The sequence below is a fragment of the Marinoscillum luteum genome (assembly GCF_044005705.1).
In the GTDB taxonomy this organism is placed as follows: domain Bacteria; phylum Bacteroidota; class Bacteroidia; order Cytophagales; family Cyclobacteriaceae; genus Marinoscillum; species Marinoscillum luteum.
The window spans coordinates 130,645-153,380 of the sequence record NZ_JBIPKE010000009.1 but is presented as its reverse complement, the minus strand read 5'-3'; the positions used below and the strand labels follow the sequence as shown (position 1 = coordinate 153,380).

At 45.8% G+C, this 22,736-nt stretch carries 14 protein-coding genes and 1 tRNA gene; 2 read left to right on the top strand and 13 right to left on the bottom strand.

What is annotated here, in order from left to right:
* Positions 1 to 13: 13 nt before the first annotated feature.
* The 11 genes from ACHKAR_RS01995 to miaE all read right to left on the bottom strand — a co-directional run bounded on the left by ACHKAR_RS01995 (position 14) and on the right by miaE (position 18,990).
* Positions 14 to 2,539, bottom strand: coding sequence for a GH32 C-terminal domain-containing protein (locus ACHKAR_RS01995; protein WP_395415949.1), 2,526 nt, complete (start codon positions 2,537 to 2,539; stop codon positions 14 to 16).
* Between the two features lie 6 nt (positions 2,540 to 2,545).
* The gene (locus ACHKAR_RS01990; protein ID WP_395415948.1) at positions 2,546 to 4,780 is read right to left on the bottom strand and encodes a GH32 C-terminal domain-containing protein; all 2,235 of its coding nucleotides are present in this window, start codon (positions 4,778 to 4,780) and stop codon (positions 2,546 to 2,548) included.
* Between the two features lie 57 nt (positions 4,781 to 4,837).
* Entirely contained in the window at positions 4,838 to 6,100 is a 1,263-nt protein-coding gene (locus tag ACHKAR_RS01985; RefSeq protein ID WP_159584463.1) for a DUF4960 domain-containing protein, read from the bottom strand.
* Positions 6,101 to 6,148: 48 nt separating this feature from the next.
* Complete coding sequence (locus tag ACHKAR_RS01980) at positions 6,149 to 7,813, bottom strand: RagB/SusD family nutrient uptake outer membrane protein (protein ID WP_159584464.1); 1,665 nt, start codon at positions 7,811 to 7,813, stop codon at positions 6,149 to 6,151.
* Positions 7,814 to 7,822: 9 nt separating this feature from the next.
* Positions 7,823 to 10,930: a SusC/RagA family TonB-linked outer membrane protein gene (locus ACHKAR_RS01975; RefSeq protein WP_395415947.1), complete on the bottom strand. Its 3,108-nt coding sequence runs from the start codon at positions 10,928 to 10,930 to the stop codon at positions 7,823 to 7,825.
* Positions 10,931 to 10,940: 10 nt separating this feature from the next.
* A complete protein-coding gene (locus ACHKAR_RS01970) occupies positions 10,941 to 12,335 on the bottom strand; it encodes a sugar porter family MFS transporter (RefSeq protein WP_395415946.1) in 1,395 nt (464 codons plus the stop codon).
* Positions 12,336 to 12,534: 199 nt separating this feature from the next.
* On the bottom strand, positions 12,535 to 15,252 hold the full coding sequence (locus tag ACHKAR_RS01965; protein WP_395415945.1) for a hybrid sensor histidine kinase/response regulator transcription factor: 2,718 nt from the start codon (positions 15,250 to 15,252) through the stop codon (positions 12,535 to 12,537).
* Positions 15,253 to 15,532: 280 nt separating this feature from the next.
* Positions 15,533 to 15,605, bottom strand: a tRNA-Thr gene (locus tag ACHKAR_RS01960).
* 102 nt (positions 15,606 to 15,707) lie between these two features.
* Positions 15,708 to 17,774 carry a DUF349 domain-containing protein gene (locus tag ACHKAR_RS01955; RefSeq protein WP_395415944.1) on the bottom strand — a complete coding sequence of 689 codons (2,067 nt, stop codon included), beginning with the start codon at positions 17,772 to 17,774 and terminating at the stop codon, positions 15,708 to 15,710.
* A 53-nt stretch (positions 17,775 to 17,827) separates the two neighbouring features.
* Positions 17,828 to 18,406, bottom strand: a complete 579-nt coding sequence (locus ACHKAR_RS01950; RefSeq protein ID WP_159584469.1) for a YqgE/AlgH family protein — start codon at positions 18,404 to 18,406, stop codon at positions 17,828 to 17,830.
* Positions 18,406 to 18,990 (bottom strand): tRNA-(ms[2]io[6]A)-hydroxylase, encoded by a 585-nt coding sequence (gene miaE / locus ACHKAR_RS01945; protein ID WP_159584470.1) that lies wholly within the window; start codon positions 18,988 to 18,990, stop codon positions 18,406 to 18,408. Before miaE ends, ACHKAR_RS01950 begins: the two co-directional genes overlap by 1 nt.
* 135 nt (positions 18,991 to 19,125) lie before the next feature.
* On the opposite strand from miaE, the gene pdxH reads away from it, so the two are divergent.
* Entirely contained in the window at positions 19,126 to 19,767 is a 642-nt protein-coding gene (gene pdxH / locus ACHKAR_RS01940; RefSeq protein ID WP_221413401.1) for a pyridoxamine 5'-phosphate oxidase, read from the top strand.
* Positions 19,740 to 20,993, top strand: coding sequence for a glycosyltransferase (locus ACHKAR_RS01935; RefSeq protein ID WP_395415943.1), 1,254 nt, complete (start codon positions 19,740 to 19,742; stop codon positions 20,991 to 20,993). Before pdxH ends, ACHKAR_RS01935 begins: the two co-directional genes overlap by 28 nt.
* Here ACHKAR_RS01935 and bshB1 read toward each other — a convergent pair.
* Positions 20,981 to 21,700: a bacillithiol biosynthesis deacetylase BshB1 gene (gene bshB1, locus ACHKAR_RS01930; protein WP_159584472.1), complete on the bottom strand. Its 720-nt coding sequence runs from the start codon at positions 21,698 to 21,700 to the stop codon at positions 20,981 to 20,983. The genes ACHKAR_RS01935 and bshB1 overlap by 13 nt on opposite strands.
* Before the next feature lie 55 nt (positions 21,701 to 21,755).
* A complete protein-coding gene (gene trxB, locus ACHKAR_RS01925; RefSeq protein WP_395415942.1) occupies positions 21,756 to 22,712 on the bottom strand; it encodes a thioredoxin-disulfide reductase in 957 nt (318 codons plus the stop codon).
* Between the last annotated feature and the right edge of the window lie 24 nt (positions 22,713 to 22,736).

Here is a 22,736-nt window from a genome sequence, read left to right as displayed (position 1 = left end):
CACCTCTTGCCTTTTATTCTTTGTTTTTGATCAGTATCCTCTCTGAGTAAAAGAGGGTGCCATCGCTGGCGGTCAGTAAATACATTCCGGCGGGAATTTGATGTACATCTATAGCTGCCCTCTCCTGATCAATGGCTCCACTTAGTAGCTGCTGACCTGAGAGAGAATAAATAAAATATTGGCCGTTTTCTATTCCGGGAGTATCCAGGTTGATCACGTCAAACGAGGGATTAGGGTAGAGCTTCCACCCGGATTTAAAGCCCGATTTCAAAGGCTCCTCGGGTTCCTCTGGCTCTTTGGGTATCTTGTTAAAATGCGTAGGAAGGTTACTCGGGACACAACTTTGATCCACTATTTCATGGTCCAACATGGAGGCCATTTCCCATTTCTTAGCTGACACCACAGATACCTCGCCATCTATGGCTACCACGTCTATCAGGTCGCTTTCCGCCCGAGAAGGATAAACCCTGGCAGAAAACACAGTAAGGTTTTGCACAAACACCTCTAAAGTAGAGTGATCAATGAATATGCGCACGTTCAAAGTGTCATTTGGGTTGAATACAAAATCCCCTATTCTGGTGTTCTTTAAGGTATTCGAAAGGGATGATTGGCGCCTATCCAGAATGATTTTATTCAGTTCATAATCAAAAGTAATGGTTGTATACTCGCGCTCATCTTCATGCTTGAGCACCTGAATTACAAAGTTGGCATTGGAATCAGCTTTGATATCAAATTCCATTTCGATCTGATTCCCTCTAAACTGAGGGAGGTTGTTTCTTTTGCCATTTTCCAAAACCAATTTTTCCACCGATATCTCGTCAGACCTTAGCCTGCAAAGGTTTGGATGAGGTATTTGCCCAATGGTGCTATCTTCCAGCAGACGCACCTGGCGTGGTATGCTAAAAGTCTGTCGCCACCCGGCATTGATCTGATCATTGCCATCCCGATCTTCGGGAATAATCCCGATGTAAGTATCTCCCGTCTCATCATCTGTACCAAAGGCCGGAGCCAGCATGTGGCTATCAAATAACTCGAGTGATTTCGGGGTTTCAAAATAAGGTTTGAAGGTTTCATTTTCCCAGGCGCCCAACAAATAAATAGAACGTGCACGTTTCCCATTGTTAGGCGTAGGTGTCAACTGTAGCAGGTAGGTATCCCCCGCCAACTTCCTGAAGGTTGGCATTTCCCAAAACTCTCCGTATTCGGAAATGCCTGAATTGGCATACAACCTCGGGATTAGCGTCCAATTGACCAAATCTGAAGAACGATAGGTAAAGAGTATGCCGCCACCATTGTTTTGCAAACCTGAACCCACTATCATGTAATACAACCCATCACTTTTCCACAGGTATGGGTCTCTAAAGTCCATGTGACTAAAGCTGGTAGGTGCATTGGCCAATAAGGGATTGGACTCACTTTCGGTCCAGGTGAGCAAAGAATCCCCGGTGGGAATGGCCATACCAATACCGGCTTTGGCACCATCTACCCCCGTGTAAAAAATATAGGGACTTCCAGCATTGTCCTTAAGCGTGGTACCTGACCATGCGCCGAAATTGTCAAAACCCGGAGTTGGCCTCAAAGCAATATCTACTTCGCGCCAATGTACCATATCCGGGCTGATCAGATGGCCCCAGTGCATGAAATATAGCTGGGGAGCATTCGGGTTTTTCTGAAAAAACAGGTGATAGTTACCCTCGTAATACATCAAACCATAGCACTCATTGGCCCAGCTGTTGTTGGGCATAGGATGGTATTGTGGTCGCAAATGATCTCCGGCAAACCTCACGGCCGGATCTATGTATAAATCAACTTTCCTCTCAGGTACAGATTGACTTGCATCCGTTATTTCTGCCTCTGTGAGTGCTACATTATAGACTTTTAGATCATCCAAAGCTCCATTGAGCACATTGACAGAGAATCCATTTGCGCGTTGATCAAGACTTCTTTTACCAATGTACAAGGTACTCTCCGGGACAGAAATAGAGGATGCCGAAAGTCCTTGTTTTAAAAACCACACTACACCATCCACATACACCCTGGTCTCCCCAGCATTCAGGTCTATAGTGGCTACAATATGATGCCATCGATAAGTAGAAAGCCTGTTTGGTGTATTGTGCACATAAAACGTATTATCCAGGTGGTAGCCAAAGTTAAGTTCCCCATAAGGGCCCACACTTAGATAAAACCCAGAAGCCCCTGATGCTGAAGACAGCTCAATGATAGAGGAAGATTCTCTATTGAAAGCCTCAGTGGCATACCATGCTTCTATGGTGAGTGCACGATCGATCCCTGATAAACTAAAGTTGGATTGTGAAATATAAGTAGACCACCCATCCAGTCGCATGGCGTTTCCATCAGGTGCCGTAATACGCTCAGGACGATCAAAAAGGTTTTCGATACTCAGAGATTGTGAGGACACCTCCTCCGTGGTGGTATTTGTCCCTGAAACTTCGTTGAACCCTACATGAAATACCTCTTGAGCAATGACCTGCTCTGTCAACATCAATCCTACCCAAAACAACAATTGTATCTTCTTCATATCCCTCTATTGATTGATTAACTGTTCGGTAATTATTTGGTTATCAGCCACTATCCTCAAAATGATCACTCCTGAGTAAGTCTCGTTATCCAAGACTATCTCATACCCTTCGTTCTTAGTACTAATGGTAAACGGAAGTCTATTGCCTGACATCCCGATCAACTCAACATGAGCAAGAGACTTTACCCCTTCCACCCGAAACTTTCCTTGGGATGGATTTGGGAAAATTTTAACCCTCGATTTGGGAGTGAAAGTGACCAGCGCCTCCGCTTCCCGCCAAATATTCCCATATTCAAAATGCGAAACCTCAGTAATAGATCCAACGTCCCCATAAAACCTTAGCCCGGTGGCCCCTGAAGTTGGGAAAATACGGGCTGAAATCAATTCCTCACCATCATTTACAAAAACCTCTACTGACGACTGATCTACAAAAATCTGGAAATTCAATGACTGGAGTTCAGATGTACTAAAATCAAACAACTGAGTGTAGTCTCCGGAAAAAGCTACTCCAGAATGTTTCCTATCCAAAAAAACCTTAGCCGTTTTGGGATCATATCCTATCTGGGTATAGTAGCTGCCCTCAGCTGCAAGAATTACCCCTGCTCCAGATTGGGTATTTGTTTGGTTAATAGAAAACCGCAACTCGTACTGGTTAGAGCTTTGCGCTCTGCCAACAAGGGCAGTATTGAGCGCGTCCAAATCACCCTGAATAACAAGTGTATCCTGTCTCAACTCATAGACCTCAGCAGCAGGTTGCTGAAACAGCCGAATACCAGCAGGAGTCTCTTTCAAAGTAAGTTCTCTGGGCAAAGACATTCCTCCACGCCAGGTGGAGGTAGGCAGGTTGCCCGCATATGACCAGTTATTCATCCAGCTCATCCACAGCACTCGGCCATCAGGAGTTTGTTGAAAGCTACGCCCGGCATAATCATCAGGCCCATGATTTACCCAAAAAGCCTCCTTTTGTACAATTGCCTGATCAGAAAAATAGACATGGTCGACATTGATGTGCCCCCATCCACCAGTCACTTCATCCACAATCTTAAGTTGGGCAGATTTGCCAGCATATTCTGACACATCCCAGGCGTACCACCTCAGTTGTTCGGTGTTGCTACCTGTAGCACTCCTCACCACCTGATCGTCAACGATAAGCTTGATGGCCGTCAGGTCTGGGTGGTGGCCACCCCCTATCAGAAAGTTGATATAATTGGATTCAATGATGAAGGGCGCTGAGGTAAGACTGCCTGTAGCTGCATCACCATTCAGATAGCTATTCACCAGTTGATCTCCCTGATAATTTGTGACGAGTTGTTGATCGGGGAGTGTACCTGCCACAGGTGCCTGGCCAAAGGCCGTTCCTGTCACCGTCCAGTTTTCATAGCCGGACTCAAAGTCTTCAAAAACCAACACCTCATCTGTTGGCTGGGGGTTGAGCAGTAGCTCAAACTCGGGGGTAAGTGTAAATGACTTCCCATCAAAATCACCCACAAAATACTGAGTACCAGATCCGCCGGAGGGTGAGCCAGGGTTGATACTGACCATCAGCACCCATAGTTTCCTTGAGGTGCCTTGCACCTCCAACTGAAACAGGTCAGGGCACTCCCACACTCCACCGTGGGCACCCATTCCTTTTCCAAAGGCACTCTGATAGGTCCAGTCTTTTAAGTTTGGAGAGGAGTAAAACCCGATTTGATCCTGCTCGGCTAATGTCATCACCCAGGTGTGTGTGGATTCGTGCCAAAGCACCGTGGGGTCTCTAAAATCGATAATTCCTTTATTTGGCAGCACTGGATTCCCAGAATACTTAGTCCAGTTTATACCTTGATCCAGGCTGTACGCCAGACTTTGCTTTTGAGTCTGTCCTGCACTTGTGTAAATGGCCACCATAGCGGAGTCTCCAAAGCCGCTGGTATTGTGATAGTCAATGACTGCTCCCCCCGAAAAAATGGCACCCTGACTGTCATTATACAGGACTACACCTTGTTCTTTCCAGTGCATCAGGTCGGTGGATGTGGCATGCCCCCAAGACATATTGCCCCATTGCGTGCCGTGAGGATTGTATTGGTACATCAGATGGTAAGTACCGTTGAGGTAGACCATGCCACATGGGTCATTGACCCAGTTTCGCTCCGGAGAAAAATGATATTGCATTCGATATTGCTCAGTATAAGTCTGCGCTTTGGCCGGGAGGCCAAAAATCAGTGCTATGAATATCAAAAAGAGCTTAGTGAGAAGATGCATGGTATGTGTGAAAAAACCGGAAGAGGAAACCCCCTCCCGGTTCAGTATGAAGAAAATTTACTTTTCTATTAAATAGTTAATTGAATTAACGGTCATTGCAGCATTGTTGCTCATAAATGCATTATCAGCGCCGTTTTGCTCCCACTCATATGCAGCAGCTCCAATCACGATGATCGAACCTTCAGCTGGTGCAGAAGCCCTCGCATGAAGCTCTACTACTGCTCCACAGCACAGGTCCACCACGTGACCCCACGTACCAATAAGTGTAGCTTCCATAGCTGCTTCCCATTTATCTGCTTTATCAAAAGCATCCACATGATCGGTGATCGGTGCGGCGTTGATATCCCACATGGAATTATGATCTTCTTTGTACCCAGCTGCTATCATTGGTATAGCAGGATGACCATAGGAAGTTTGATCTACAGGGTTGGCAATGTCACTGGTAGTGCAGCCCTCAAGTATGGCATGACCAGATCGATCCCAATCAGAACTGGAAACGGTCTCAATGGCATTAACATTCAAGTTGACATTAATTCCCCACTGATCAGGGTTTTCAAAACCATCACCACTTCCGTAGATTCTAGGCGCCCATCCATTCTCTTCGTACGGCTTTCCAGCATCATCTGGAATCCTTCCCAGTTGGTTGAGGTACTGTGTGCCATGACCAGCCAACACGAAATCTCCACCGGCTGCATGCCATGCTTTGAATGCGTCAACCACTGAAGCTGCCCGTGCTGATGCAGGGATACTCTCTAATAAACCAGGGTTGTTTCCCGGATCGCTATCCTGATAGTAAACCACTACTTCGATGTATTGTAACGCATCGGTATTTACACTAGAGAACGGAATGTACTCCAGGTCATCACCATACTCTCCCGAAAGATACGCATAAGCAGCGGCCATGTCTTTTTCTTTAATACTACCCGGAGCATTGGCATCTCCCACGAAAGCGATAGAAGCAGCAAATTCAGCAGTCACAGAAACCTCAAAAGAGAGCTCCTCACTACCATTGGAAATGGTGTAAGTCACTGCTCCTGCTGAAAAATCCTGAGCAGTACCAGATGCTGGAGATACTGTAACGCCCTCTGGCAAGGTAACTGCAATAGTCACAGCCGAAATATCCGTACGTGGTGGAAATGGCTGGAAAATAACCGTACCAGCGGCGGCATCTACCACACCCGTTCTGGTGATATCAGCCGACGTAGCTGTGATGGATGTGATTTCCAATGATGGTGCCGGATCCTCGCCACCGTCCCCACAGGCAATAAAGCCCACTGTTGCGATGATCATCACCGCATAAAACAAAATTGACTTCTTCATAATTATTTTGGTTTAGAAAATTGAATGTTTATTGAAAAGTTGATTGAATTAATAACCGTTATTCTGTTGGTAAAGGCCCGGATTCTTATCCAACTCGGCTTGCGGAATTGGATAATACTCATGAGTACCCTCTACAAACTCTACCCCTTCCAAATAAGGTGTTACTGTGTATTCATCGGATAAGTATTCACTGATGGTCTGGGCTGTAATCCCCCATCTGTTGAGGTCAAACAAACGATGGCCCTCCATGGCCAGTTCAAGCCTTCTTTCTCTCCTCAATGCCTGACGGGCATAGCTCTGGTTCCATCCGGTAGTTGGATAGGGTTCTATCGCATAATTGGCAGCTGTAGATACTCCGTCCAACGTTCGAACGTAAGTACTGTTCTTAGCTCTGTTTCGGATTTGATTGATGAGGGCACGAGCCTCATTCAGATCAATATTCCCTTCTATCAACGCCTCCGCCTTCCATAGGAGCACCTCGGCATACCTAATGATTGCGAAGTTTAGTCCGGAAGCTGCCCATGGCAAACCATCATGCATCCTGGGATCGTTAGAATCTATGACGTGCTTTTTGGAAGAGTAATTATTTGGATAATCTGCACTCCTGCCCCACTCTGAAAAAGTGTAGATGCCGCTCTGTTTCCATGGTATGTTATTTCTTCCTAAAGAGAAATCAACTCTAGGATCCACAGGATTGAGATAGGAAGCTCCGGTAGCATGTGGAGGATTGTCAAATCCATCAAATACCGGCAACCCATTGGCATCTGTTTTGAAGGCGTTCACAAGGTTCTGGCTAGCCAGATAAAAGTCGTCCCCTCCCGGATAAGCGTTACTATAGGTGACATTGAGAATGTTCCCAATATTGTGCCCCAAATCCGGGTTTTCGGTCAATGCAAACTGCACGGTAAACACTATCTCTGAGCTGTTTTCAAAATCTAGTGATGCCAGATCTTCAAACTCATTCAGCAAAGCGTATTGTCCAGAGCCTATCACCTCATCGGCAAATGGAATTACCTCACTCCACTTTTTCTCCTCTACCAGTATTTTACACATATAAGCCGCGGCTGTATATTTATTGACCCTTCCGAGTTCCGGCTGACTAAGGGGGAGATGGTCATACGCAAATTGCATATCCGCTTCTATCAGTTCCAAAAGTTCCTCCTTGGTGTAAGTGGTATTAGACGCTTCTGAGCCCAATACATTTTCGTCCAACCAGGGCACCTGGTTATAGTTTCTCACCATATCAAAGTGAAAATGAGCACGTAAGAATCTCATTTCGGCCATTCTGATTTCAGAAGGATAGTTTGGGTTTTCGTATTCCAAAAGGTTGCTTATGGCCACATTCACACGGGCTATGGCCCAGGTAAGATTGAGCCATTTATTGAAGGCAAGATCATTGGTAGGATTCAACACATAAGTTTCAGCCTGATGCATTGGTACCTGGTCCACGATTCCGCCCCCGCCCTTGTAGGCATCATCTGATCTGATGTCTGCAATCCAGTTGGTTGTTGGCCCCTGAAAAGTGACATGATGAAGACCGATAAACCTGGCCGTGAGAGAAGAATACGCAGCAGTGATCAGGTTCTCCATGATTCCCTCATCTACCTCTACACCTTCCGCCAGGGCACCTTGTGGTACCTGATCCAGAACCTGGTCTTTGCATGCTGGCAGAAGTACTGCCACTATCGAAATTGCTATAAATATCTTTTTCATGACTGTCAGTTAGAGTTTGAGATTTAGACCGAGAATGAAAGTGCGGGGTAATGGATAAACTCCATTGTCAAATCCGCCCGGCACTTCGGGATCAATACCCGAATAATTAGTAATAGTGAATACGTTTTGTACTTCAGTGTAGAGGTTTACATTGAACCCCTCGAATATTTTTGGAGTAAAATTGTATCCCAAACGAAGCGTCCTCATTTTCAGGAACGTGCCATCTTCTATGAAATAAGAGGAGGCCCTGCTTTCGTCATTTCCCTTATCATCCAAAGTGAGCATGGGTACTGTAGCCCCAGTGTTCTCTGGAGTCCAGGAATTTAAAATGGCTGAGGTACGATTGTAGGTACCTATTTGTGCAAACTCAGAGGTTACCCGAAGATTGTTGTAAATCTCATGCCCGATGGAGCTGTAGAAAAACATATCGAGTGTGAAGTTTTTGTATTTCACCTGTGAGTTGAGGCCCAGGGTTACATCCGGGTGGGGACTGCCCAGGTAAGTTCTGTCCTCGTCATTGATGATGCTATCCCCGTTGATATCTGCATAACGAATACGCCCTACGCCCTTCCCGGTCTGGTTGGCATGTGCCTCCACCTCCTCGGTGTTCTGGAAAATACCGTCTGCCACCCAGCCGTAAAATTCGCGCATCTGCCGGCCTTCAGCGATTCTACCCCCACTATCGAAGTATCTTTCTCCCTCGTAACCCAAAGGATACCTATCGTCAAGATCATCTACCACAGATTTGTACCTTGACACCTGCACAGAATTGGTGATTTTAAGTCCTGAATTGCTCCTATAGAAATGCGTAAGACTCATATCAAAACCAGTGTTGGTAACCTGGGCCGAGTTTACAAATGGAGCAGTACCCTCGCCAATGGCCAGGGCCAAAGGAGGATTGCTTATCAGGTCAGTAGTAACCTTCTGATATACATCAAAAGTAAAATCCAACGACTTATTAAAAAGACGAACATCCGCTCCAATGTTGTAGCTTTTTGTCGTTTCCCATCTCAAGAATGGATTACCTCGTGTTAGCACTACAAATCCCTGTTGTACTGAGGTATTGGTTCCGGTCAGATCATAGTTTGCGTTGAGATCATTTGGCCCGTAAAAAGTGGATTGATTATGCAGAGTTCCGGTATTCTGATTGCCCAACTCCCCATAGCTGGCTCTTAACTTGAAATCATTGAGCACGTTATCTCCTATCGCTCGTCTGATGGCCGGTTCGTCCGTCACTCTCCATCCTACCATATAGGTCAGGAAGTCTCTATCAGTAGCAAACCTTGAGGTCATGTCGTGCCGGTAAAGCACCGTGGCCAAATACCTTTCTTTGAAGATATAATCCAGGCGGGCAATCTCTGAGTATAACCCCCAGTTGCTGCGCCCACCCTCGGCGATGCCTATGTCATCTCCACTGCTAATGGTCAGGTAGCTGGGTGTCTCTGAAGAATACCCAGTACGTGAAGCGGCCAAATCCCGGTAGCTAAATTGGATGGATTCTATCCCTCCGATTAAGGTGAGGTTATGGTCTTTCTTCCTGAATGAATACTCAGCAAAATTGTTCCAGGTGAGTGTGACACCCCGACCATATTTATTAAAATAACTATTGTTATCTATTTGATAGACGCCCTCATGTAAACTAGATCCGAAAAAATCATCATAGTAATCACTGTAGTCTAAGCCCACATTGGTGCGCAGTTTAAAAGCATGTGCTTCAGGCAAGATATCAAGTGCGTCCAGCAGGCTCACTTCCCCATGTGCATTACCAAAGATCCTCCAGCTTTTAGTGGTATTATTTCGGTTTCTATCCAACTGACTGACCGTATTTCTAATGTCCGGGAAGTCTCCCACTCTGCCTGCGTAATCTCCATCAGTATCGTATACAGGAAGCGCCGGATGCTGCCTTACCACATCGTTGGCAGCTCCACCAACACCCACACGCTCTGAATTAGATATGCTTAGATTCTCTCCCACTTTCATCCATTTGGTAAGATTGTAGTTAGAATTCAACCTGGCAGTAATCCTGTTGAAATAGGAGGTGATGATGGTTCCTTGCTCATCGAAGTAGGATGCGCCAAACATGACATTCCCTTTATCATTACCATTAGATATATTCACATAGTATTGTTGAGATTGACCATCTCTATAAATCCTGTCCGCCCAGTTCGTCCCTTCAGGTGTGTAGAGATAGGACTGATCTTTGCTCGGATCGTCTTTGTCTGGCTGATAGAGCTGTGGATCTGCCGGAATGCCGGGCTTACCACCAAGATCAAAGTACCCGGTAAATGAAGGTGTACCGTTTCGGCTGTTCTTATAGGCTTCCCAGTATACCTGCCCCCATTCCTCAGCATTTAGAAGATCCAGATAGTTGGCACGTGTCTGTCGACCTAAAATCACACCTGCATCAATCTCCAGCTTATCCTTTTTACCTGTTTTCGTGGTGATCAAGATTACTCCTGCGGCAGCCCTGGCACCATACACCGAAGCTGCACCATCCTTCAACACCTGAATAGAAGCAATATCATTTCCATTAAGATTGTTGGGAGGCTCCTGTGAAGGAATCCCATCGATCACATAGAGTGGCGTATTGTCCCCAAAAGTGGTGAACCCACGAATGTTGACACTAGTCCCCACTGATCCCGGCTCCCCTGTTTGATTAAAGGTCACCCCGGCTACTCGCCCCTGAAGTGCCTGAAGAGGATTGGCATAAACGATTTTTCCAACCTCCTCCATGTCCACGACACTTACAGATCCTACCAGATCTTTCTTTTTCTTAGAAGTATAGCCTACCACTACTACTTCCTCCAGAGATTGCAAATCTGCCGCCAACGCTACATCTAACCTCGTTTGCCCGCTCAGCTTTATTTTCTTTGTTTCATAACCAATGAATGAGAACATCAGGGTGGCATTGGCCTCCGTTGTGATCGTGTATTTACCATCTATATCTGTGATGGTTCCGGTATATTCATTTTCAATAGTGATGGTAGCACCTGGCAAGGTCTCACCACGCTCCTGGTCCGTCACGGAACCTGATATGGTCACTTCCTGTGCCAGCAAATCGGTAGCACACATTGTGGCCAGTAGCAGCAAAAATCCGTTGAGTAATTTTTTCATCATAATTAGAGGTTTAGTTGCCCACTTCGGCGACATAATTTTCTTTTACTTCTTGAATAGTCGATTGAGATTTTTTCGTTTTCATTCCGCCTAAGCGGCTCTGTAGCTCTTCCAGGGAAGCGCCTTTGGTTTCGGGCATCATGAAAATCACAAAGAGTAACTGGAGGACCATGAAACTCCCAAAGAGCCAAAAGACCGTCCAGGGATTCATCGAATTGATCAGCACAGAACCAAACAGGGTGATCAATGCGGCAAATAGCCAGTGAACTCCTGACCCCCAGGCCTGCCCATATGCTCTGACCTTGTTGGGAAATATCTCTGAAATAAATACCCAGATCACTGCCCCTTGTCCAATGGCATGGGCTGCGATAAACGTGAGTATAAATGTCAGCTTAAACACCGCGCTGAGCTCAGCATAAAAAGCGTATCCGACCATGCCCAGACTGATGATGTAGCCTATTGAGCCAATGTACATCAGCATTTTTCTGCCAGAACGATCGATCAGAAATACGCCCAGCATGGTAAAGAGTAGATTGACCACACCAATGAATATTGCACTAAATAAGGAGTCGGAGCTTCCAAAGCCAGCTTTCACCAGTATTTCCGGGGCATAGTACAAAATAAAGTTGATGCCCGAAAGCTGATTGAAAGCGGCCAGTAGAAAAGCCAACATGAGTGACCATCTGTACTTAACCGAAAACACGCTGGTATGAGCACTCAAATTATTTTTAACATCTTGCTTGATGCTGGCTATGATCGACCTGGCCTCAGATTCGCTATTGTTTAATTCTAATATTTTCAAAGCGCCAGGCTCATCCTTTTTGTGAATGAGTACCCACCGGGGACTCCTTGGCACCCCCAACACCATGATTATATACGCCGCAGCGGGGATGGCCTCTACACCTAACATCCATCTCCAGTCATTGGCACCTCCCACACCTTGCAAAAGGTAATTGGAAACAAAAGCCACCAGAATACCCAATACTATGTTGAATTGGTAAAGGGCAACCAGGCGCCCTCTGCTGGAAGGTGCGGCGATCTCAGAAGTATAAGTGGGTGCTGCAATGGACGAAATACCCACCCCTACTCCACCAATAAACCTGAAGAAAGAAAACAAATAAGGATCTGTGGCCAACGCCGACCCTAGTGCGGAAGTCAGATAAAGCACGCCTACCCAATACAGTGTGGAGCGTCTACCTATGAGGTCCGTGGGATACCCGCCGAAGATGGCTCCCACCACCGTACCCCATAGTGCCATTGACATAATGAAGGTGCCATGAAACCAATCACTGGTATTCCATAACTCTTTAATAGGAAGGTTGGCACCTGAAATAACTACTGTATCGAATCCGAATAAGAATCCGGCGAGTCCAACAACAATAGCATAATATAAAATTCGTGCATTCATAATCTTGAAAACTTTCATCCAAGTTATGTCACGAGTCATTTTCAAGTTTCTAATGCCGTACCAATAAATTGCAATTTTGATTTTATAAGGCCTATTTCATTGAAATAAGTGCTTTTATAACGCCTTAAATGAGGTTTTAAATTATAATTTCAGCAAAGCGCTTTCAATTTTGATCGGGGGTTTCAAAATTGTAACATCCTCATGACTCGTGATTTGATTTGAACTCTGAAGGAGTCATACCAAACTGATTCTTGAATGCTGTAGAAAAATATGAAGCCGTTGAAAACCCAACGATATGTGCAATTTCAGAGATATTGTGCTCCCCTTCCAGAATCAAATGTTTGGCTTTCTTTAGACGGACGTTGCTGATGTAGTCATTGACACTATACCCCAAAAGGGCCTTCACCTTTCGGTATAGTTGCATTCGGGAGAGTCCCAATTCATGACCTATTTCATTTACTCCGAACCCAGCATCAGCGAGGTTAGCCTCTACAAGGGCCGTAAACTCACTCACAAACTTTTTATCGATCCGAGAGTTCGATACGCCCTTCTGGTCCACAGGCAGTTCATGCAGGAAGTGCTCTCTCAACTTCTGACGATTCGCAAGCAAAGTATGTATGCGCTCGCAAAGAATGGCCACATCAAAAGGCTTGGTGATGTAATCATCTGCCCCCAGTCGGATTCCTTTGATTTTTTCTTCTGTTGAGGACTTTGCTGTAAGGATGACTATAGGTATATGGGAAGACCTCAAGTCTTCTTTCAGTCTTCGAATGACCTCATAGCCTGATTCATGCTTTAGCATCAAATCACAGACTATCAGGTCGGGCACCTCATTCATCGCCATCTCAATACCCTCTGCCACGTTGTTTGCCTCCATCACAAAGTAGTCACGGCCTAAGCGGCCTTTGAGATAGGCCCGAAGCTCATCATTATCTTCAATCAATAAAATGCTACCACTCCCGTCCTCAGATTTTTCCCGAATCAGTGGTTCTTCTGTTGATTCATAGTCTGCAGGAAAAAGTGATTCGTCGGACCTCAAATAGAGGCCTTCCTCAAGGGCAAGCATGGACTCATCCAAATGGTCTTTGCCAGTCTTTAGCTTGATTACAAACCTCGTTCCTTTGTTGGGGATACTTTCGACTTCAATGCTCCCCTTGTGTAAGTCTATGATTTCCTTGGACAAAGCCAATCCCAGGCCAGTCCCCAGGCTTCTGTATTGATCGCCCTGATAAAACCGATCAAATATATGAGTGACCTGTTCTTCGGTCATTCCATTCCCTGTATCATCCACAGATATTCTCACCTCATCACTCAGCTGATTAGTTTCCACCCGAATGAATATAGACCCACCCTTACTCGTGAATTTAAATGCGTTGGACAGAAGGTTGAAAAATACCTTATCCATCATATTACCATCAAACCAGAGCTTCACCTGATCATTGTCGTGAATCAGTTTGAAAGTTATCTTCTTATCTCCGGCCAGCTTTTCGAAGGAGTCCATGATTTCCTTCAGAAAGGGTATCAACGGCTGCTCATTGATTCTCAAGTTCATTTTTGAGTTATCAATTTTACGGAAATCCATAATTTGATTGACCAACCGCAACAACCGCAACGTATTCTTTCGGATCAGCTTTAAGTCCTTTTTGAACAAACTGGCTTCCTTTCGTTCCAGCAGCTCATCTACCGGTGCTTTGATGAGGGTGAGAGGTGTCCTGAACTCATGAGAGATGTTGGTGAAAAACCTGAATTTTGCCTGAGTTGCTTCTTCTGCCTGCTGAGCATATTGGGTGATCTGCTCATTTTTGCTTTGCAACTCATTATTGATCCGACGCTTTTCCACCAAAGATTTAAGCACTGAAGCCGTCATGATAATGGATATCACCATGGTAAGTGCAAACAAATACGTAAGGGTCCGCTGAGTTTTGAAAACCCGCTGGATAACCCCAAGCTTATCCGACAAACTGAGAATATCCGTTTGCTGATCCAATATCTTCCTGGCCTGGGTTTGGATGATTTTCACGTTGGTAGAATCCACCACCAGGGTCTGAAGGATGTTTTCCTTCTCATAGGGCTCGCCATTGAGAATTCTCGAAGCAATATCAATAGACAGGTCACCACCTGTGGGATAAATAATGGAAGCCGTCAAAATACCGTTCTCAACCATCTCAAGACCATTACCGGTTCCTGGCAATGCATCTATACCAATATAGTACTTGTTCCTGCCCTCTGGATACGCTTCTTGTGCCACATCATACGCAAACTTGGCCGCCACATCCGTGGCTGCAAAAACTACATCATATTGCTCATTGGCGATCAGCTCCCTGTACTTTGACTCACCCTTAGCGATGGCTTTGACAGAATCTATCTGAATCTGAGGATGCCCCACCATAACCTCACGAAACCCAAAATGTCGATCCGAAAATGCCGTGATCTTAAGGCTCTCGTATACTTCCAAGACTTTACCTCTACCATTCAGTAGCCGAGCCATATACTTCCCCCCAGCATTCCCTATCAGCTTGTTGTCAGCGCCTATGTATGCCGTGTATTTGCTGGAATTGATCCTCCTGTCCAGAATAATGACCGGGATGCCCTGATCAAAAACTGATTCGATGATTGGCTGGAGAGGGGCTGCCTCATTGGGAGAAACTATGAGTAAATCAATGCCATCCTCCACCATCTGGAGTATCTGCGCGATCTGTATGCTGGTCTGAGAATCCCCATCTTTGAAAATCAGCTCTATCTCATCATGAAATATCAGCTGACGCTGCATTTCATTATACATGGCTTGTCTCCATGCATCTTTCATGATTGGCTGAGAGAAGCCCACCTTGAATTTCTTTTCTTGTTCCTGTTCAGCCTGGCAGCCAAATAAAAAACCGAAACAAAAAATGCCCAACCAAATGATTATTGACCTCATAGTTTAAGTTACCCACCACAAGGTTAATAAATCGCAACCAAAACCAATTATCAAGTTGGTTAAAGCAATTTCAGATGCTTACTAATACCTTGTTTATCAAAAAAAAACAGACCTGAAACACCGCATACAAGTTCAATTTGCAGGAAGGGAAAGGCTGTTTGATACATGTAGAGAAGCATGATAATTGTAAACTATACCTTCTGACTATACCTTCATAAATTCATCAATTCGATGAAAACGAAAAAACCCACCCTATTTACATAGAGTGGGTTTATCCAAGAGCCTCCTATCGGGATCGAACCAATGACCTACTGATTACAAGTCAGTTGCTCTACCAGCTGAGCTAAGGAGGCCTGATCTACTGCGCCGCAGTGAAATCTGGTTTTGCTTTCTCTGAAAGCGAGTGCAAATGTATAATTCCTCTTAAGAATTACAAAGCCTCACAGAGAAAAAAATCAAATCTGTTTCAACATTTGTAGCTGCTTCTTCAATTCCTCCATTTCGGCAGTAGCCTTTTCAATTTTTTCATTGAAATCTGCTTTCAGTTTATCAGCCGTCTTGGAATCCGCGAAAAAGTCGAGATTGGTTTTCCATGTAGCTATATCACTTTCCAGAGACGATAGTTTACGTTTAATCGCGCCTTCTTTTCGTTGAATTTTCTGTCCACCATGAGGGCTGTTCTTAAGCTTGCTCAACTGCACCTGCGTCTCCAATTCCGACCGCTGACTATCAGAAAGATCCTCAAGACTCACGAGTCGGTTGGTGATGTCGTCATACCTGTCGTGTATCTTCTTGATGGCATTTCGTGGTACAAAACCAATTTCTGAGTACTGCTCCAACAGGTCATATACCTGACCCAACTCTATGGTATCAGCGTTGATATAGGCCTCCAGCATGGCACAGATTTCCTCCTTCTTTTTCAGGTTTTGATCAAACTCCTTGTTCTGCACACTGCCCTGAGCACGCTTCCGCTCAAAGAAGGTATCACATGCAGCCTTGAACTTCTGATACACCTCGTTGCGATACTTCTCTGGTACAGGACCAATGTCACGCCAGGCATTCTGGAGCTTTTTCAGTTCGTTGGCAGTCTGATCCCACTCTTCACTGTTTTTAAGGGCTTCTGCTTTCTCAAGCAGCTCCTTCTTTTTGTTATAGTTTTCCTCACGCTGGGTCTCCAGCGTTTTGAAAAATGCATTTTTATTGGCAAAGAAGGTCTTGAAATTGCCCCAAAAATGTTTGTTGATGTGTTTGGCCCGGTCGCGAGGCAGTCCACCGATGGCCTCCCATTTTTTCTGAAGCTCGAGCAGCTGTTTGGTCTTTTTGTTCCAGTCGCTAATCTTGTCAGAATTAAACGACACAAACTCTGCCGCCTCATCACCCAACGCCTGCTTCTTATCAGCGTTTTCGTTCAGATCGTGCTTGAGTTCATCAAAAAACTCCTTGCGCTTGGCATATATTTCATCAGAGGCGGCCTTGAAGCGCTGCCATACAGGCTCCTGGTCCTCCTTGGGGATCGGTCCGATATGTTTGAACTCCTCGTGGAGCTCATTGAGCTGTACGATGGCTTCTTTTATGTTTTCCAGGTTCACCAACTCCTCTGCACGTGCGCATAGCTCCAGTTTACCCTCCAGGTTCTTCCTCCTGTCCAGTTCTTTCAGCTCAAAGTAGATGCTTCTGTTGTCATAGAACCTATCGATCAGGGCGTTGTAGTTGGCCCACAGGCTCTTCACGTGAGCTCCAGGCACCTGACCCAGTTTTTTCCATTCCTCCTGGAGTGCTTTCAGTGTATTGATCGAAGCGGTGCTTTCTTCACCATCCACGAGCTCCCTCAACTTCTCCAGTATTTCATTTTTCTTCCTGAGGTTCTCATCCTTGGATTTTTCAAGCTCAGAAAAGAAACGTTGTTTCTTATTCCTTAATTGATTGTATAGCTCAAAGAATTGCCCATCTGTATCATCCCCTTTGTAGACAAAGTCAGCAGCATCATTGCCTGCTTCCACAAAGTTTTTGAGGGCAACCTCTTTCTCTTTTTCATAGATATGGTCAAAAGGAGGTTTGATCTCCTTCAGGGCCTTATCCAACACACGCATTTTCTCTATGCCGGAAACCTTTTTAAGGGCAGCCAGGAGTTCATCCTTGGTAGGGTTATCAAAATGCAACGATTCCAGCAGCTTATCATCTTCATCGCCATGATCCTCATCGTCATCGTGCGAATCATCTTCAGACGCTGAATCATCCTGCGTATCCTCGTTGGCAGTTACAGCTGCAACAGGCTCAGGAGCTTCCTTGGGGCTTTCTTCTACCACCTCCTCTGCTGGAGTTTCCTCGGTCTTGGCTACCTCGGCCGCTTGACCTTCAGGCGCTTCCTCCACCTCTGCTTTGGGAGCTTCCTCCGGCTCTGCTTTGCTGGTTTCGCCCGAGTCTTCCGGGGTTGTGCTTTCGTCAGTCAATTCAGGGTTTTCCTGAACACCATCCTGCAAATCCTCGAGATTTTCAGGCAATTTGTTTTCCTTATCCTCCATGATGGAATCTTTCTATATTGGCTTCAACCTATAAATTTAATAAATCCGTCGTACTAATTCAGTCTCGGGTCGGTAGGATAGTTTGAGATTACTCTAAACTTCCCTCCCATTGTCTTAAGTGCCTCTCTCCACAGGTCATCCGGATTCATTTCAAAAACCACTTCCGGGGAAGCCTTTTTATAGACTATCCATGATTTGGATTTTAGCTCGTCCATCAGCTGCCCTGGTGACCAACCAGAATAGCCCACAAAGAACTTTAATTCCTCTTTAGCCACCTGCCTGGTATTTATCGAGCTCAGCAATCCTTCAAAGTCAATGCCCCAATATACACCATCCACCACTTTCTTGTCACCTTTTAAAGTGGCCGGAGATTTATGTAAGAAATGTAACGTATTTTGCTGTACTGGTCCACCCACAAATACATCGGTGCTAAACCCCTCCGCTTCCTCAATCAGCTCATCCAGCCTGGACTGAGCACGTTTGTTAAGCACAAAGCCAAAGGATCCATTCTCGTCATGCTCACAAAGTAAAATCACCGTGCGCTCAAAGTTTGGATCTGGCAAATAGGGCTCTGAAATCAGCAAGTCTCCTCGCTCTGGTTCTATGATCTGGTCTGTTGCAAAGTAGTCCATCAGTGTAATGCAGGTTTTAGTGGTAAACTCTGAAGCACAACGGCTTCATAATCAGTCATTTCCTCTAGTCTTTTATAGACCGCCTTTTCTTCAAAATAGTTTAAGGCCATCCGCACAAATACTTCCCCGTGCTTGGCTTCAGAAGCCCAAAGTTCCTGATAGAAGCGTCTTAGTTCGGGATCATCCATGGCCTCATACACCATCCTAAATCGCTCTGCACCCCTAGTCTCTACCAGAGATGCCAGCAGCAACCGATCCATAAATCGCTCCTCACGACCGTCACGACATTTATCCAAAAGCTGCTTCACATAGATGTCTTGCCCTATTTCATGAGTAAGCTCTATTCCGCGCTCTTCCATAATGGCATAGACCGACCGGAAATGTTCCAACTCCTCCACTGCGGTATTGATGAGCTCCGGGATAATTTCCACACGATTTGGATATTTGGCCACAAAACTCATGGCCATAGCGGAAGCCTTGCGTTCACAATTGGCATGATCCTTTAAAAACTCATCAAAATCAGACACCACCGTGTCAATCCACTCCTGGCTACTCTCTACTTTCAGATCAATTCTCTGTTTCATTCGTCACTCCTTTTCTGGTGATTTACTATAAATCAGTAAATTTTGACACCTCTTCGTCACTCCTTCTTGGTAACTTTGGTTTAAGAACAAATAAAACAATTTTGAACCTTAATTCTGTATCTCAGTAAAATTAGTATGAGTCTGGATCTTGCATCACTTAGACAGGAATACACAAAGGCCTCACTGGATTTGGATAGCGTCTGTGCCTCTCCCTTTGACCAGTTTCAGCAGTGGTTTGACGAAGCTCAAAAAAGTAAAGTCACTGAACCGAATGCCATGGTACTGAGTACCAGCGACCTGAGTGGGCACATCACTCAAAGAACCGTTTTATTGAAAGCAATAGACCCGAATGGTTTTGTGTTTTACACCAACTACAAAAGTCGGAAAGCTCGCCAGATCGAGGAGAATCCTCAGGTGTGCATTCTTTTTCCATGGTACCAGCTGGAGCGTCAGGTTATCATCACTGGCAGGGCCGAAAAAGTAAGCACCGCGCAATCCATGAAGTATTTTCTAAGCAGACCTCTGGGCAGTCAGCTGGGTGCATGGGTTTCTCACCAGAGCGAGGTGATCACTTCCAGGAGCATTCTGGAAATGAAGCTACAGGAAATGAAGGCGAAATTTAAGGATGGAAAAATTCCCCTTCCAGATTTCTGGGGTGGTTACAAGATCGTACCTGACTCCATCGAATTTTGGCAGGGAAGAGCCAGCCGCCTTCATGACCGTATTCTTTACACCCGATCAGACTCAGATTGGTCCACACAGCGATTGGCCCCTTGAAGGCAGAGAGCATTTATCTGAAAAGATACGCCTGGCCAGCCACCGGCCTTGCAGGCAAAGTCAGCGGAAACCCTCAGATGATCGTTGTGATCCCGGCTTTCTGTGAAGACCACCTGCCCGAGGCGCTCACCTCCTTACATCGATGTACACCTCCAGCACTCGAAATGGTGGTGCTCATCATAGTGAATGAATCGGAGAACGCTTCTCTGGAAATTCAGCAAAAAAACCAGGCGTGCCTACTGGCCATACAGCAAGTCATCCCCACCTTTCAGCAGCATGTATTGCATGTGAAACTCCCCCCAAAAAAAGCTGGCGTGGGTCTGGCACGCAAAATCGGGATGGACGAAGCGGTCAGGGTATTTGAAGATCGTCAGGAGGATGGAATCATCGTCTGCTACGATGCAGACTGCCATTGCGATGATAACTACCTTCAGGCCATTGAGCATTTCTATCAGGATCCTCAAAATAACCTCGGGCTTGTTCATTACGAACATGAGCTCCACGGCCCCAATCATGAGGCCATTCTCAACTATGAACTGTATCTCCGCTACTATACCAATGCACTAAGGGTATGCGGGTATCCTTATGCGCTTCAGACACTCGGATCATGTATTACGGTGAGATCCTCTGCCTACCAGAAGCAAGGTGGAATGAACACCAGAAAGGCCGGTGAAGACTTCTATTTTATCCATAAGACCATTCCTCTCAAAGGAATTGGTGAAATCAATCAAACCACGATCTACCCCTCCGACAGGGTATCTGATCGGGTGCCCTTTGGCACCGGACATGCCATTGCTAAATACCTGGAAGATGAAGCCGATGACTACTCCGTCTATCACCCCGATATATTTGAACAGCTCAGACCTGTAAACAAGGATCTAAAAGACCTTTATACCACACGAATATTCGATATTTCAGAGGTTTCTCCCTGCCTAAGGGCTTTCTATCTTGAAAACAATTTCGAAGAAGCATTACACCAAATCCTAGATCAGTCTGGCAGCTACAGCAACTTCCTGGATAGGTATTTTCAATGGTGGGATGCCTTCAGAGTCCTTAAGTATGTCCACTTTGCCCGGGATCACTTTTACGGCAGTGTCCCCTTGCATTCTGCTATGCAGTGGCTCTCTTTACAGCTTCCTGAGCTTCTGCTAGCAGAAAAGGATCAACTGGCCCAGCTCCTGAGAATGCGTGAGTATGACCGGGCAAATACCTTTTACATCAGGTGATAAAGGTCTTTCACTCCAAGTGATTGCTTGGTCATAAAGCCCTCTGCATATTTCACACCTATGCGGTGACCATATTCCAAAGCTCTCGCTTCGATCATCTGCATAAACTCTGGTTTTGAAATGTAGGTCTGGGGCTCCTGACTATTAGGGTCAAAAAACTGCGACTTATAGGCCCGAACTGCCTCCATTTTGAGTTCTTGCGCATCCGAAATATCCACCAGAAAATCGGGTGTCAAGGAGACGCTCTGTACACAAAAATAGGTCTTCTTTGGCCTCCAGGCCTTCTGTGGGTTTCCTTCCGCATCCAGGGTTTCTACCTTCTTCAATCCCGCTTTGAAACAGGCCTCTTCTACCATGGTCGCTGCGCGTCCGTGATCCGGGTGGCGGTCATAGAGCGCGTTCGTCAGCACGATATCCGGTTGAAATTCTCTGATTTTCTGAACGATCTTCAGCTGATGCTCAGTATCGTTGGTGAAGAAAGAGTCTGCAAATCCAAGGTTCTCGCGTACAGAGACTTTCATGATTTCACCTGCTCTTTTGGCTTCCTGTAGTCGCTGCTCGGCAGTACCTCTGGTGCCCATTTCTCCCTGGGTAAGGTCTATAATACCGGTAGTAAAGCCCCGCATCTGATGAACGATGAGCGTGCCGGCGCAGCACAGTTCCACATCATCAGGATGAGCAGCAAAGGCTAGTATATTTATCTTCATAACAAAAAAAGTCCCGACATAGTCGGGACCATAGGGTTAATTCTATCCTCCAAAATTACAATGCCGCTTCCTGAAGTTCTACCTCTTTCTCAGCGATAAACTTCTCTGCATCCAGTGCGCCCATACATCCGCTACCAGCTGCCGTCACTGCCTGTCTGTAAATCTTATCCTGAGCATCACCAGTGGCAAATACTCCCGGAATATTGGTCTTGGACGTACCCGGGATCGTTTTAATATACCCTGCACTGTCCATATCCAGAAATCCTTTAAAAATGTCTGTATTAGGTTTGTGACCAATGGCCACAAAGAAGCCTTGTACCTCAATCTCTCTCTTCTCTCCTGTCACAGTGTCCTTGATACGCAGGCCTGTTACTTCTTCTTCTCCCAACACCTCATCAGTTTCAGAGTTCCAGAGCACTTCTATGTTTGGCGCGTTCAGCACACGTTGCTGCATGATTTTACTGGCGCGCATCTCATCTCTTCTCACCAGCATGTATACCTTATTTACCAGCTTCGACAGGTAAGTAGCTTCCTCAGCGGCAGTATCCCCACCACCCACTATGGCTACGTCCTGACCTCTGAAAAAGAATCCATCACATACCGCACAGGCAGAAACACCTCTTCCATTCAATCGTTGCTCACTCTCCAGTCCCAACCACTTGGCAGATGCTCCGGTAGAAATGATCACTGCCTCCGCTTCGATCTCTGTCTTGTTATCCACGGTAACACTGTGTGGCCATCCTGAAAAGTCAACCGCCGTGATCATGCCGCTGCGGATGTCTGTCCCAAAGCGTTCGGCTTGCTTTTGAAAATCCACCATCATCTGTGGCCCCATGATTCCCTCAGGATATCCAGGGTAGTTTTCTACGTCAGTGGTGATGGTCAGCTGACCGCCAGGTTGACCGCCCTGGTAAAGCACGGGCTTCATACCCGCACGTGCTGCATAAATCGCAGCTGTAAAACCTGCAGGACCGGAACCTATGATCAATACTTTTACTCTTTCTTTAGTCATTTTTACGAATATGTTTCAATTTTC